The organism is Rhodococcus sp. 05-2254-6 (assembly GCF_002258565.1).
GTDB lineage: Bacteria > Actinomycetota > Actinomycetes > Mycobacteriales > Mycobacteriaceae > Rhodococcoides.
The window spans coordinates 65,067-79,654 of record NZ_NOZF01000139.1 but is presented as its reverse complement, the minus strand read 5'-3'; the positions used below and the strand labels follow the sequence as shown (position 1 = coordinate 79,654).

At 65.8% G+C, this 14,588-nt stretch carries 11 protein-coding genes; 8 read left to right on the top strand and 3 right to left on the bottom strand.

What is annotated here, in order from left to right; genetic code table 11:
- Nucleotides 1–111: 111 nt before the first annotated feature.
- From cobN to CH256_RS17790, 3 genes are all read left to right on the top strand, one after another.
- Entirely contained in the window at nucleotides 112–3,717 is a 3,606-nt protein-coding gene (gene cobN, locus CH256_RS17800) for a cobaltochelatase subunit CobN (protein WP_094670175.1), read from the top strand.
- Nucleotides 3,718–3,735: 18 nt separating this feature from the next.
- A complete protein-coding gene (locus CH256_RS17795) occupies nucleotides 3,736–4,119 on the top strand; it encodes a PPOX class F420-dependent oxidoreductase (protein WP_094670174.1) in 384 nt (127 codons plus the stop codon).
- 82 nt (nucleotides 4,120–4,201) lie between these two features.
- Entirely contained in the window at nucleotides 4,202–4,627 is a 426-nt protein-coding gene (locus CH256_RS17790) for a VOC family protein (RefSeq protein ID WP_068050614.1), read from the top strand.
- Nucleotides 4,628–4,670: 43 nt separating this feature from the next.
- Here the strand turns inward: CH256_RS17790 and CH256_RS17785 are convergent, their stop codons facing one another.
- The 3 genes from CH256_RS17785 to CH256_RS17775 are packed head-to-tail and all read right to left on the bottom strand — an operon-like array spanning nucleotide 4,671 to nucleotide 8,373.
- Entirely contained in the window at nucleotides 4,671–6,071 is a 1,401-nt protein-coding gene (locus CH256_RS17785; RefSeq protein ID WP_094670173.1) for a metallopeptidase TldD-related protein, read from the bottom strand.
- Nucleotides 6,068–7,624, bottom strand: coding sequence for a TldD/PmbA family protein (locus CH256_RS17780; protein ID WP_094670172.1), 1,557 nt, complete (start codon nucleotides 7,622–7,624; stop codon nucleotides 6,068–6,070). The genes CH256_RS17785 and CH256_RS17780 overlap by 4 nt, the downstream gene beginning before the upstream one ends.
- Complete coding sequence (locus CH256_RS17775) at nucleotides 7,606–8,373, bottom strand: TSUP family transporter (RefSeq protein WP_094670171.1); 768 nt, start codon at nucleotides 8,371–8,373, stop codon at nucleotides 7,606–7,608. The genes CH256_RS17780 and CH256_RS17775 overlap by 19 nt, the downstream gene beginning before the upstream one ends.
- Before the next feature lie 17 nt (nucleotides 8,374–8,390).
- Here CH256_RS17775 and CH256_RS17770 point away from each other — a divergent pair, with 17 nt between their 5' ends.
- The 5 genes from CH256_RS17770 (at nucleotide 8,391) to lnt (ending at nucleotide 14,022) form a co-directional block, all read left to right on the top strand.
- On the top strand, nucleotides 8,391–9,548 hold the full coding sequence (locus CH256_RS17770; protein WP_094641788.1) for a sensor histidine kinase: 1,158 nt from the start codon (nucleotides 8,391–8,393) through the stop codon (nucleotides 9,546–9,548).
- A 16-nt stretch (nucleotides 9,549–9,564) separates the two neighbouring features.
- The gene (locus CH256_RS17765) at nucleotides 9,565–10,221 is read left to right on the top strand and encodes a response regulator (protein WP_094641786.1); all 657 of its coding nucleotides are present in this window, start codon (nucleotides 9,565–9,567) and stop codon (nucleotides 10,219–10,221) included.
- A gap of 81 nt (nucleotides 10,222–10,302) precedes the next feature.
- Nucleotides 10,303–10,827 carry an FxsA family protein gene (locus CH256_RS17760; RefSeq protein ID WP_094641784.1) on the top strand — a complete coding sequence of 175 codons (525 nt, stop codon included), beginning with the start codon at nucleotides 10,303–10,305 and terminating at the stop codon, nucleotides 10,825–10,827.
- 59 nt (nucleotides 10,828–10,886) lie between these two features.
- Entirely contained in the window at nucleotides 10,887–12,440 is a 1,554-nt protein-coding gene (locus tag CH256_RS17755) for an amidohydrolase (RefSeq protein WP_094670195.1), read from the top strand.
- A 58-nt stretch (nucleotides 12,441–12,498) separates the two neighbouring features.
- Entirely contained in the window at nucleotides 12,499–14,022 is a 1,524-nt protein-coding gene (gene lnt, locus CH256_RS17750) for an apolipoprotein N-acyltransferase (protein WP_068050485.1), read from the top strand.
- Nucleotides 14,023–14,588: the final 566 nt, after the last annotated feature.

The window sequence follows — 14,588 nt, the reverse complement described above, 5'->3', positions numbered from 1 at the left end:
GGGTCGGGGCTGGAGTCAGACCCTCTCGCCGACGAGTCGAAGAGCAGTTTCCACCGATCATTCGAACCACCGAAGTTCAGGGGCGCGAAACCCCCGAGGAGGGCGTTACCCGTGTTCTTGTTGCTGTCCACGTCGGACACCGATCTGCGCAGCGCCCGTGCGAGCGGAGCCGACTTCGCCTGGGGCAACCCTTCCCGGCTGCTCGCCGCGGACATTCCGGCGATGGCCGAGTCGGCCGAGTTGATCATCGTGCGCATCCTGGGGTCGAGGCGATCGTGGGAGTCGGGCATCGACGCGGTTCTGGCCACCGGACTGCCGGTCGTCGTGCTCGGCGGTGAACAGGCACCCGACGCCGATCTGATGGAGATCTCGACGGTGCCTGCCAACGTCGCGGCGCAGGCACACAACTATCTGGCCGAGGGCGGATCGGACAATCTTCGTCAGCTGTACAACTTTCTCTCCGACACGGTGCTGCTGACCGGGCACGGTTTCGATGCACCACAGCACCTGCCTACCTGGGGCCACCTCGAACGAACCTCAGGTCCGCAGTCCGCGGGACCGACGGTCGCGATCCTGTACTACCGAGCCCAGCATCTGGCCGGAAACACCACGTACATCGATGCTCTCGCCACGGCTGTGGAGAACGCCGGGGCCACCGCACTTCCGATCTACTGCGCCTCCCTGCGCACCGCGGAAGCTGATCTGCTCGAGACCCTGAAGTCGGCGGACGCCCTGATCGTGACCGTGCTCGCAGCCGGTGGCACCAAACCTGCCGGCGCGTCTGCCGGCGGCGACGACGAAGCCTGGGACGTCGCCGAGCTCGCCGCGCTCGATGTGCCGATTCTGCAAGGACTGTGCCTGACGAGTTCTCGCGCGACGTGGGCCGAGAACGACGACGGACTCTCCCCTCTGGACGTCGCCACGCAGGTCGCCGTTCCGGAGTTCGACGGCCGCCTCATCACGGTCCCGTTCTCGTTCAAGGAGATCGACGACGACGGCTTGACCACGTACGTCCCGGACCACGAGCGGGCCGCTCGAGTAGCAGGCATTGCAGTACGGCACGCGCGGCTGCGGCACATTCCAGCCGCCGATCGCCGTATCGCCCTGATGTTCTCGGCCTATCCCACCAAGCATGCGCGGATCGGTAACGCCGTCGGCCTCGACACTCCGGCCAGCGCGATCGCGTTGATGTCCGATATGCGCACCGCCGGCTACGACCTCGGTCCACTCGACGGCCCGGATTCGGTGCCGGGTCTGGCTGCCCGCGACGGTGACGCCCTCATCCATGCGCTGATCGCCCGCGGCGGCCAGGATCCCAACTGGCTCACCGATGCCCAGCTCGAGGGCAATCCCATTCGTATCTCGGCCGCGCAGTACGGCCGGTGGTTCGAGAAGCTTCCCGCGGATCTACGCGACGGCGTCGTCGAGCACTGGGGCCCGGCACCGGGTGATCTCTACGTTGATCGATCTGCCGATCCGGACGGTGAGATCGTTATCGCTGCAATGCAATTCGGCAACGTGGTGATCATGGTGCAACCGCCGCGCGGATTCGGCGAGAAGCCGGTTGCGATCTATCACGACCCGGACCTGCCGCCGAGCCATCACTATCTGGCGGCCTACCGGTGGATCTCGGCCACGCAGGCCGACGGCGGCTTCGGTGCCGACGCCATGGTGCACCTGGGCAAGCACGGCAACCTGGAATGGCTGCCGGGCAAGACACTCGGTATGTCGGCTTCCTGCGGAACCGATGCGGCCCTGGGAGACCTACCGTTGATCTACCCGTTCCTGGTCAACGATCCGGGGGAGGGCACGCAGGCCAAGCGGCGAGCACACGCCACCCTCGTCGATCACCTGATTCCTCCGATGGCGCGCGCGGAGAGCTACGGCGACATCTCCCGCCTCGAGCAACTGCTCGACGAGCACGCGAACATCTCGGCACTCGACCCGGCCAAGCTGCCCGCCATCCGCCAGCAGATCTGGACCCTGATGACGGCGGCGCAGATGCACAAGGACCTCGGGCTCGAGGAGCGTCCCGACGAGGAAGTGTTCGACGACATGCTGCTGAACGTCGACGGGTGGCTGTGCGAGATCAAGGACGTACAGATCCGCGACGGACTGCACATCCTGGGCCAGGAACCCGTCGGAGACGCCGAAGTCGAACTGGTGCTCGCGATGCTCCGAGCTCGGCAGATGTGGGGTGGAGAGCAGACGGTTCCCGGTCTGCGAGAAGCACTGGGGCTCAGCGAGGACGGCGACGAGGACCGGACCCGCGTCGACAGTATCGAGGCCGTGGCCCACGGGTTGGTCGCGGCGATGCAGGCAGCGCAGTGGGATCCCGCAGCTGCCGCACGGGTCGCGGGCGAGCACGGCGGCGTGGTCACACAGATTCTCGAGTTCGCCGCAGCCGAGGTCGTTCCACGTCTGCGCGGGACCTCACGCGAGATCGCCCAGGTACTGCACGCGCTCGACGGTGGGTTCATCGCGGCCGGGCCGAGCGGTTCACCGCTGCGCGGGCTGATCAACGTTCTCCCCACCGGCCGCAATTTCTACTCCGTCGACCCGAAGGCCGTGCCCTCGAAGTTGGCATGGGAGACCGGGCAGGCGATGGCGGAATCACTTCTCGCTCGCTACCGCCAGGATCACGGCGAGTGGCCGAAATCCGTCGGACTGTCGGTGTGGGGAACCTCGGCCATGCGCACCTCCGGCGACGACATCGCAGAAGTGTTCGCCTTGCTGGGGGTCTCGCCGGTGTGGGACGAGGCATCGCGCAGGGTGACGCGGCTCGAGGTGATCGACCTCGTCGAGCTCGGCCGTCCCCGCATCGACGTGACGGTCCGGATCAGCGGCTTCTTCCGCGACGCGTTTCCCCACGTACTCGCATTGCTCGACGATGCGGTCCGGATGGTCGCCGCGTTGGACGAGCCGGCCGAGCAGAACTACGTGCGAGCCCATGCGCAGGCCGATCTGGCCGAGCACGGCGACGAACGACGTTCCACGACGCGCATTTTCGGATCGAAGCCGGGCACCTACGGTGCCGGATTGCTCCAGCTGATCGACAGCAAGACCTGGCGCAGCGACGACGACCTGGCGCAGGTGTACACCACCTGGGGTGGCTTCGCGTACGGCCGCGGTCTCGACGGCGTACCGGCCTCGGACGACATGCGCACCGCCTACAAGCGCATTGCCGTCGCCGCCAAGAACACCGACACGCGTGAGCACGACATCGCCGATTCCGACGACTACTTCCAGTACCACGGCGGCATGGTCGCGACCGTGCGCGCGTTGACCGGAAAGTCGCCCGAGGCGTACATCGGTGACAGCACACGGCCGGAATCGGTTCGCACGCGCACACTGTCGGAAGAGACCGCACGAGTCTTCCGCGCCCGGGTGGTGAACCCGAAGTGGCTCGACGCCATGCGCAGGCACGGTTACAAGGGCGCGTTCGAGATGGCGGCGACCGTGGACTACCTCTTCGGTTACGACGCGACGACCGACGTGGTGCAGGACTGGATGTACGAGAAGCTGGCCGAGACCTACGTGCTCGACGAGCAGAACAAGAAGTTCATGCAGCAGTCCAATCCGTGGGCCCTGCACGGCATCGCGGAGCGACTGCTCGAGGCGGCCGAACGAAAGATGTGGGCCGAACCGGACAAGCAGGTTCTCGACGGCTTGCGCCAGGTGTATCTGGAAACCGAGGGCGAGCTCGAAGGGGAGTAGCGACGTACTCTGAGCGGTATGGCTGCCACCTTCGAAGACATTGCAAAGGGCAAGTACGTACTGCTGACGACGTTCAAGAAGGACGGCACCGGGGTGCCGACCCCGCTGTGGGGTGCACTCGACGGGGATCGGCTGCTGGTGTGGACGGTGGCCGATTCGTGGAAGGTCAAACGGATTCGCCGCAACCCCGCAGTCACCCTGGCACCGTGCGACATGCGCGGTAACCCCCAGGGCGACGCGGTCGACGCACGGGCCGAAATACTCGACGCGGCCCAGACGGAGAAGGCCCGGGCAGCCATCGCGTCGAAGTACGGAATTCTCGGGTGGCTCACCGTCAAGGGCAGTGTGCTGCGCCGGGGCAAGAGCGGCTCCGTCGGGCTGGCGATCACTGCCGCCAGCTAGCGAAAGTCGGCACCATCGCTCGTATGCGCAGTTCCGAATGCTTCACGAGGCAGCTTCCCCTGCTGCCGGAATGGAGCACCACGTGCCTATCGCAGTGACCGATTACAACCATGTTCGCCTCACCGTCAGTGACATCGACCGGTCCCGATCGTTCTACGACTCGGTGTTCGGCTTCGACGTCGCCTACGCCTGGGATCCCGACGCGGACGAAGAGACCAAGAAGGCGCTGTGGTTCCTCTTCGGCGGCGTCATCTACAAGTTCGGCGGCGGTCTGCTCGGGCTGCGCCCGGTCGCACCGAGCGACGACACGTTCGCCGAGGACCGGTGCGGGCTCGATCACCTCAGCTTCACCGTCGACACCCGGGCCGCACTCGAGGATGCCGTGAAGACCCTCGACGAGCTGGGCATCGCGCACGAGGGCATCAAGGACGCGGGCCCCGGCATGTCCATCGTGGAGTTCCGAGACCCCGACAACATCGCCCTCGAGTTGACCGGTCCCGACAAGTAGGCAGGGCAGGAGTGGAGCCTGCAGGAACGACCAGAATTCAACCCTACTGTGCCGCGCTGACCGACGACATGTGAAAGTCGGGAACGCGTAGCGGTGGCATTGCCGTGCGAGTGAACCAGTCCTTCCACTCGCGCGGCAGTGTCGCCTCGGTTGCGCCCGCCTCGGTGACGCGTCGTAGCAGATCCAGCGGGCTTTCGTTGAAGCGAAAGTTGTTCACTGCACCGGTGATTCGACCGTTCTCGATGGCATAGACGCCGTCTCTGGTCAGTCCGGTGAGCAGTAGCGAGGTCGGATCGACCTCACGGATGTACCAGAGCGTCGTCAGGAGCAGCCCGCGTTCGGTGTCGGCAACCATCTTGTCCAGACCGACGTCGGTGCCGCCCGTCAGAACGAGGTTCTCGCCCGGGACCGCGACAGGGGCTCCGAACTTCTGCGCCGCTGCACGTGGGTAGGCCAGGGCGGAGACCGATCCGTCGCGGATCCAGTCGACGCGCTCGATGTCCATGCCGTTGTCGAACACCGACACCGAATCACTAGACGACCCGGCCACCACGAACGGCGCGTACTCGAGTCCGGATGCGTGTGGATCGGAGTACAGGGTGAGCGGCAGGTCGGTGAGTTTCTCGCCGACTCGCGTCCCACCTGCCCGCGAGAGTGCGGTGCGGCCTTCCTGCGCTCCGCGGCCTTCCATGGTCCACATCAGATAGATCATCAGGTCTGCCACCGCCGACGGGGGCAGCACAGTCTCATAGCGACCGGCGGGCAGTTCGATGGTGTTCCGGGCCCAGCCGAGCCGGGTGGACAGCTCCGCCAACATCGTCTCGGCCGACACGTTCCGGAAGTCGGTGGTTCCGGTGCCCACCCAGGCGCTCGCACCGGATCGCTTTCCATTGATCTCGACCGATCCGGTGGGCTGTGTGAAAGTACGACGCACCCCGGTCGAGGTTCCGAGCCAGACGTTGTCGACGGTGTGCTGCGCGAATCCGTACAGCGCGTCCTCACCATCGAATCCGACGTTCAATTCCGTTGCCAGCGAGCCGAACACGTCGACCGACGTATGTTGTGCTCGGCGGTCCCAGTCGTGCGGGTCCGAGACCGACTCGCGAGGCAGCAAGGGCATCGCGTCCTCGGCGGGCTCTGCCGATCGCGCCGCCGCCTCGCTGGCCCGAACCACTGCCTCGATGTCGTCCGGATCGACACTCGTCGACGACACGGTGCCGACTCGAACGGTCGTTCCGCCGGCTCCACTCCTGCCCCGAACGACGTCGGCCTCTCGCACGATCGAGATCACCTCCCAGCGCCGGGAGGTGGCAATTCCGTTGGTGGTCATGGAGTTTCCGGCCCACCGCAGTGTTGCATCGCTGGAGTCGGTGACGATCACGATGGTGTCGTCGACACTCGCGCAGGCGAGTGCACGTTCGATCACGAGCTGCGGCGCGATCATCGACCTGCCTCCGATCGGGTGTTGAGGACGTTGACGCCGCGGAACAACGCGACGGGGCACCCGTGGCTTACGGCGGCCACCTGCCCGGGTTGGGCCTTGCCGCAGTTGAATGCGCCGCCGAGTCGCCACGTGGACGGTCCGCCGAGCAGTTCCATCGAGCCCCAGAATTCGGTGGTCGTCGCCTGGTACGCCACGTCACGCACCTGGCCGTCGAGCACGCCGTTGCGGATTCGGTAGAAGCGTTGGCCGGTGAACTGAAAGTTGTAGCGCTGCATGTCGATCGACCAGGACTTGTCTCCGACGACGTAGATGCCGTCCTCCACCTCGCCGATGACGTCGGCGGTGGAACGATCGACATCGGGGTCGGGCTGCAGCGATACGTTCGCCATCCGCTGGATCGGAACATGATGCGGAGAATCGGCGTACGAACATCCGTTGGACCGCTCCAGACCGAGTTTGGGGGCGAACACTCGATCGAGTTGGTAGCCCACCAGTGTGCCGTCGCGGACCAGGTCCCATCTCTGCGACGCCACTCCGTCGTCGTCCCAACCGATGCTGGCCAGGCCGTTGATCTCGGTCCGGTCGGCGGTGACGTGCATGATGGGCGATCCGTAGCGCAGCGTCCCCAACTGGTCCGGGGTCGCGAACGACGTGCCGGCGTAGGCGGCCTCGTAGCCGATGGCACGGTCGTATTCCGTTGCGTGCCCGATCGACTCGTGAATGGTGAGCCACAGGTTGGTCGGATCGATGACGAGATCCGTTGGGCCTGCCACGACGGACGGTGCCTTCACCTTCTCGGCCAGCCATTCGGGGATCCGGGCCAGCTCGTCGGCCCAGTCCCAAGTGCTGTGCTCACCCAGGTACTCCCAACCTCGTCCGACGGGTGGCGCGAGGGTGCGCATGGTCTCGAATGCACCGGCGGATCGATCCACCGTGGTGGCCTCGAACTGGGGATGCAGTCGCACCCGCTGCTGCGTGATGCCGCTGCCGGCCAGATCCGCGTAGAAGGACTGCTCCTTGACCTGCAGAACCGAGGCGGTGACGTGATCGACGCCGTCCGACGCCGCCAGCCGGGACGAATACTCCGCCAGCAGTGCCACCTTCTCGGCGGTGGGTACCTCGAACGGGTCGATGTCGTACTCCGACACCCACGTCGCATTCGAGTACACCGGCTCGGAGGCGAGTTCGACGCGTTCGCGATTGAGCGTGCGCAGCGCTGTGGCCACCTCGACCGCACTGCGGGCCGTGGCTGCGGCTGCGTCGGTACCGAGTTCGGCGTGCGACGCGAAACCCCAGGTGCCGTCGACCACGACCCGCACGGCGAGCCCGATCTCCCCGGCGTCGATTGCGGATTGAACCGAGCCGTCGCGCAGCGAGATCGACTGAGTCGTCAAGCGCTGCACGCGAACATCGGCATGCGTTGCCCCGGCGGATCGAGCCGTGCTCAGGGCGGCGTCCGCGAGGGCCTGCAGGGGCAGAGCCAGGAAGTCGGCGTCGACCGACCGATCCGATTGTCTCGTCACGCCTGAAGACGCTAGCCGAATTGTTGCCATCCGAGTCGAACGACCATGCCCACGACCACAACCAGCAAGACGATTCTCACGAATCCGGCACCGCGGGCGACCGCCGTCCTGGACCCGAGGACGGCACCGAACACGTTGCACACCGCCATGACTGCTCCGAGTTGCCAGTAGACGCTGCCGGTGACGGCGAAGAAGGCGAGGGCACCGACATTGGACCCGACGTTGATCACCTTGGCCATCGCGGCACTGCGCACGAACTCGGTGCCGAGCATCGTGGCGAAGACGATGATGAGGAACGTTCCGGTGCCGGGCCCGAGAATGCCGTCGTAGAAGCCGATTCCGGCAGCTGCACAACCGATGACGACCAGAACCTTGCGATGGGTCGGCGGCGACGGTGCCGCGGTCAGGCCGATGGTCGGACGGCAGGTGACCAGTACTGCCACACCCACGAGAACCACCATGATGATCGGGATGAACAGCTCGCGGTCGATCAACGACACCGCAGCAGCGCCGGCCGCCGAGGTCACGGCGGCGAGGACGCCGGCCGGAACGAGCACCGCCCAATTCAGCGAAACCTTCCGTGCGAAGGTCACGACGGCGGCGACGGTACCGAATACGGCAGTCGCCTTGTTCGTCGCCAGCGCTGCCTGCTGCGTCAGCTGAGGTGCCACGAGAAGAATCGCCGGCAACAGGATGAGGCCACCTCCGCCCACCACGGCGTCGACCCAACCGGCGGCCGTGGCAGCGACCATCAGCAATCCCCAGTCGGCAGCAGTCATACGGCAAACTCAATCACATGCGTCGATTCAGTCTGTGGCTCCGTGGGCAGCCGTTCGTGGCCGATGCCCTGCTGGCCGTCGGGCTGTTCGTCGTCGACATTCTGGTGTTCGTCAGCTCGGTCGACGGTCTGAACGGGCCGTTGTTCCTGGTCTTCTCGGTCGTGCTGACGATTCCCGTCGCGTGGCGGCGGCGTCTGCCCCGCACGATCGCAGCACTGACTCTCGTCACCACGCTCAGCTCCGACATAGCGGGCAGCCTGGTGGGCGATGCGTACAACGGTCACCCGGCAGCGCTCGCCCTGCCGATCATGCTCTACACGCTGGTCGCGTACGTCGGTCGAGTTCAGGGCGGCGTCTATGCCGCCGCACTCGCCGTGTACACCGCCGCGAACCTGCTTCTGTTCGCCCAACCGGTGTTCACGACACTGCTGTTCAGCGCGCTGATGTACGCCCTGTCGTGGGTTGCGGCGGAATTTCTCGGTGCCCGCCGGGCGTACGACGAAGCGACTCAGGCCCGACTCGTCGTGGCCGAGTACGACAGGGACCGACGCGCCGAAGAGGCCGTGCTCACCGAGCGCACTCGCATTGCACGCGAACTGCACGACGTCATCGCCCACAGCGTCAGTGTCATGGTGGTGCAGGCCGACGGCGCCTCGTACGCCATCAGGCGCAATCCCGATCGCGCAGAGCAGGCCGTGGCCAACATCTCCGCAACGGGCCGTTCGGCATTGGCCGAGCTGCGTCGAACGGTCGCGTTGCTGCGGACCTCGCCCGACTCGGACGACATGCCCCAGTACGGCACCGCCGGTCTGGCCCGTGTCGTGGAGATGATGGGTCGCGCCGGATTGAACGTCGAGCTCGAACAGACCGGAAACCTGGACGACATCAGTCCGGCGATCAGCCTGGGAGTGCACCGGTTGGTGCAGGAATCGCTGACCAACGTCCTCCGCCACGCCGGTCACGCGCCACGCGCTGTCGTCAAGGTGGTTCGCGGAGAAGATGCGGTCACCGTCGAGATCTCCGACAACGGCTCCGGCGCACCACCGTCCGAGGACGGTGGTGGACACGGACTTCTCGGAATGCGCGAGCGAGTAGCGGTGCTTCGAGGCACCCTGCACGCCGGGCGGACGCCGCACGGCAATTGGCTCGTGCGGGCAACGCTGCCGATCGAGTGAGGGCTAGGTTGGGTCGGTGCCGATCACCGTTGTCGTCGTGGACGACCAGGAACTCATGCGCATGGGATTGAACATGGTGCTCGAGGCGCAGGACGACATCGAGGTGGTGGGGGAGGCCTCGGACGGGGCGGGTGCCGTCGAGGCCGTCGCCAGACTGGCACCGGCGGTAGTGCTGATGGACGTCCGCATGCCCGGCATCGACGGCGTCGCCGCCACCCGCAGCATCACCGAATCGGGTTCGGACGCCAAGGTTCTGGTGATGACGACCTTCGATCTCGACGAACACGTCCTCGGGGCACTCCGGGCAGGGGCCAGTGGATTCCTGCTCAAGGACACTCCACCCGAGGACCTGGTCTCCGCGATTCGCAGCGTGGCCGCAGGCGATGCCGTCGTCTCGCCGAAGGTCACCAAGCGTTTGCTGTCGAGGTTCGTCGAGCAGTCCGTGTCGACCACCGATGCCGCCGTTCTCGATGCGCTCACCGGACGCGAGCGCGAGGTGCTGGTGCACTTGGCTACCGGCTTGTCCAACGCCGAGATTGCGGCCGCCCTGCATCTGTCCGAGGCGACGATCAAGACTCACATCGGCCGAATCCTGACGAAGTTGGACGTCCGCGATCGAGTCCAGGCCGTCGTCGTGGCGTACGAAACCGGCCTCGTCCGGCCGGGTTCCTGAGAATCTGCCGACAAACACGGCAAGTCGGGAGCTATTTCGATGCCCCGCGCGTTGTACCGGTGAAGCGAAGAAAGGACCGTCATGCTCGCTCTGTTCGTACTCTATGTCGTGGTCGAGGTCGCAGCGCTGGTCGCCGTAGGAAGCGCGCTCGGTGTGCTCTGGACCGTCGTGCTGCTGATCGGTGGATCGCTGGTCGGGTCACTCCTCGTGCGATCGCAGGGCAGACGTGTGTTGGACGGTCTGCAGCGGGCATCGCGAGGCGAGCGATCGGCCGGCGGTGCCGTGGCCGACGGCGCTCTCTTCGCCGCAGGGTCGGTCGCGATGTTCGTGCCCGGCCTGGTGACCACGGTGATCGGGTTGCTGCTGTTGATCCCGCCGACCAGGTGGCTACTGCGCCCAGCAGTGATGTGGGCCGCCGCGCGCTGGTTGCCACAGGTCGCTACCGCCACCCGGCGCATGCGCCCCACCGTCATCGACGGTGAGATCCTCGACGACAGCACGCGAGCACCGAATGCATCCGGTTCTGCGCCGATACTCGAGGGACAGGTGATCGAGGCCGACCGCTTCGATCCCGCAGCCGGGGATTTCCGGAAGCCACACCGGTAGGGGCAGACTGGTCGTTCGTGACCACCGAATTGTTCTGCGGCGGACGGATCTACAGTCCGATGGCCTCCGACGCCACCGCCATGGCCGTGACCGATGGAATCGTCAGCTGGATCGGTGAGGACCGCACCGGGCGAGCGCTGCATCCAGGAGTCCGCATCACCGACTTGGCGGGCTCCTTCGTGGCACCGGCGTTCGTCGACACTCACGTGCACGTCACCGATCTGGGTCTGTCGCTGATCGGACTCGATCTGTCCGGCTGCACTTCGCTCGAACACTGCCTGCGGGTGCTCGCCGAACACGCATCATCGTCCTCGGACGCACTGATCTGGGGACACGGCTGGGACGAAACCGGGTGGCCCGAACATCGTGCACCGTCCACAGCCGACCTCGATGCGGCAGCTCCTGGTCGTCCGGTGTACCTCACTCGCATCGATTCGCATTCCGCCGCCGTCTCGACGCCGTTGCGCGTCGCCGCGACCGGTATCGAATCCGTCACCGGCTTCTCGGAGCAGTCCCCGCTCACCGCTGCCGCGCATCACCTCGCGCGGCAGACAGCGCGGTCGATGATCACGCCCGATACCCGCGCTCTGGCTCGAACAGCTGCGCTCGACAGTGCTGCGGCGCAGGGAATCGTCGCAGTCCACGAATGTGCCGGTCCGATCGTGTCGGGTATCGACGACTTCCGTGAACTGATGGCCACCGAACACGGGGTGGAGGTTCGCGGATACTGGGGCGAGCTGGTCGAGACGGCCGAGCAGGCGCGGCAGCTGCTCGGCGACACCGGTGCCCACGGACTGGCCGGCGACATCTTCGTCGACGGCTCGCTGGGGTCGCGGACCGCGTGGCTGTCGTCGCCCTACGCCGACGGCGCCGGATCGGCTGCCCCGTACGAGGACGTCGATGCGATCGCCGCACACATCTCGGCGTGCACGACCGCCGGGATACAGGCGGGTTTCCACGTCATCGGCGACGCGGCTGTGTCGGCTGCAGTCACAGCGTTCGAGCGGGTGGTGGCCGAGCTCGGAACTCCTGCCGTCGCCGCGTGCGGGCATCGGCTCGAACATCTGGCGATGGTCGCACCCGAACAGGCCGAAAAATTGGCCTCGTGGGGCGTCATAGCCAGCATGCAACCGATGTTCGATGCCCTGTGGGGCGGTTCGGACGGGCTGTACTCGGCGCGACTCGGCGCAGGTCGTGCGTCGGCGCTCCATCCGTTCGCGCGCCTGGCGTCGGCGGGGGTGGCGCTCGCATTCGGTTCGGATGCGCCGGTCACCCGACTCGATCCGTGGGCGACGATCAGAGCCGCGGTCAACCACCGCACGCCGGGCAGTGCCATCTCGCCTCGGGCCGCTTTCTCGGCCGGTACCCGCGGAGCGTGGCGTGCGGGCGGAGTCCGAGACGGATTGGCAGGAACGTTGGTGCCGGGAGCGCCCGCGTCCTTCGCGGTGTGGGAGGTCGACGAACTCGTCGTCCGAGCGCCCAAGGACAGCGTGCAACGCTGGTCGACGGACCCCCGTGCGGGGGTGTCCCCGTTGCCCGGTCTCGACCCGTCGTCCACGAGCCCACGGTGCTCGATGACCGTCCATCGCGGGCAGGTCATCCATGAGAACTGAGTCCGCCTCGGGTGTCGGGGCCGGGGCCTCGTCGGCGGGGCGACTACGACGAGCCTCGATGTCCACTGCACTCTCCGTTGCCGGTGGTGCCCTGATATTCGCGAGCTTTCCTCCGCGAACGCTGTGGTTTCTGGCACCGCTCGGGATCGCGCTGCTGGCCCTCGTCCTGACCGGCTTCGGCGGCCGACGTCCGTTGTCGCTGAAAGCGGGATTCGGCTACGGCTGTGCCGCCGGACTCGGATTCTTCGTTCCACTGCTCCCGTGGATCGGTGTCTACGTGGGACCGATGCCCTGGCTGGCGCTCGCCGCCGCCGAGTCCGTCTTCGTCGGCTTGTTCGGAGTGCTCGGTGTGGTCGCAGCACGGAGTGCCTGGTGGCCCGTGTCGATGGCATTGGCCTGGAGCCTGACCGAGTGGCTCAGATCCAGTGTTCCCTTCGGCGGTTTCCCGTGGGGCCGGTTGGCGTTCGGACAACCCGAGGGCTGGCTGCTTCCCTTGGCGAGCATCGGGGGTGCACCGTTGCTCAGTTTCGGTGTGGCACTGACCGGAACCGGAACGGCCGCGCTGCTGGTCGCGGGCAGTCGGCGCGACGGAGTGCGCTCGTTCCTCGGGCCGGTCGCCGCCACGACGGTCGCGTCCATAGCGGCCGTGGCGCTGCTACCCACGCTGCACAGCAACGACGCACCGGAAGGCGACGAACGGACCGTGACGATCGCAGCCGTCCAGGGAAGCGTTCCGCGTCTGGGTCTGGACTTCAACGCACAGCGGCGAGCGGTCCTGGACAATCACGTCCGTGAAACGATGAGTTTGGCCGCCGACGTCGAGGCAGGCAGGCAACCTGCCCCGGATCTCGTCGTGTGGCCCGAGAATGCGTCCGACATAGATCCATTGAGAAATGCCGATGCCGCAACTCTCATCACACAGGCGTCCGTGGCTGTGGGGGCTCCGATTCTCGTCGGGACCGTACTCGTCAATGCTGATGGCACGAACACGAATTCGGTAATTGCGTGGAACGGTACGGACGGGCCCGGTGAGCGGCACGACAAGAAGATAATTCAACCGTTCGGCGAATACTTGCCATTCCGAAGTTTTTTTCGATTGTTCTCGGAATATGCCGACCGAGCGGGTTATTTCGTTCCCGGTAACGGAAACGGAGTTGTCCGCACCGGGGGAATAGCAGCCGGAATAGCGACCTGCTACGAAGTCGCATTCGACCGTGCCCTCGAGGAATCGGTCCGATCGGGCGCGGAGTTCATCGCAATTCCAACCAACAACGCGACCTTCGGCGACACCGAGATGACCTACCAACAACTCGCGATGTCCAGGGTGCGCGCCGTCGAGCACGGAAGAACTGTCGTGGTGGCCGCCACGAGTGGTGTGAGCGCGATCGTGGCACCGGACGGAGAGGTTCTGCAGGATTCGCCACTGTTCACTCCCGACGTGCTGGTTTCCAGTGTTGTACTGCGACAATCCCTCACCGTCGCGACACGACTCGGCTTCGGATCGGAACTGGTGTTGTGTCTGGCAGCAGTCGCAGCCCTCGGCGCGACGCTCGTGGTCGGGCGCCGCCGCTCCGCCTCCTGAAACAATCGTCGAGTCGGTAAACGGCGGGTCGATCAGAACGACAGGTCCGATACGGGTCGGACAATGCTGTGCGACGCGGCGTGAGCAGTCATTCGTTCGACCGAATAGCGCCTGTTCGGGTGGCACTCGGGGTCACTTCTGTAACAGGCTGGAGTCGGCGATCGATGGTTCTTATGATTACTGCACAAAAGAATCCTGCCGATGTTGTATCTTTGAAAGCCGCTGGGATGCTCGACGCGGAATTTCGGGTCGGCTTTCGGCGGTTGGCCGACGGTCTCGTGTGTGTATGTGAGTGCAGCACGAACGCCGACGTGGTCGAACGTGTCGTACGCCTGGTGGGGAGGGGAGTTCATGTCGGACAGGACGTCGAATTCGAGAGTCACCACGCACTCGGTTTGCGAACTCGAGGTTGGTTCTCTTCGGTAGAACCGTACCCTTTCCCTGTTTCAATCCAGTGGGCCGTGCGCGACGAATCGATACGACGGCATATCACCACCGAACGTGTGTGAATCGACACGAACGCAGACCAGAACGGAAGCCAGAATTGCTCAATCGCGCGCACAGGC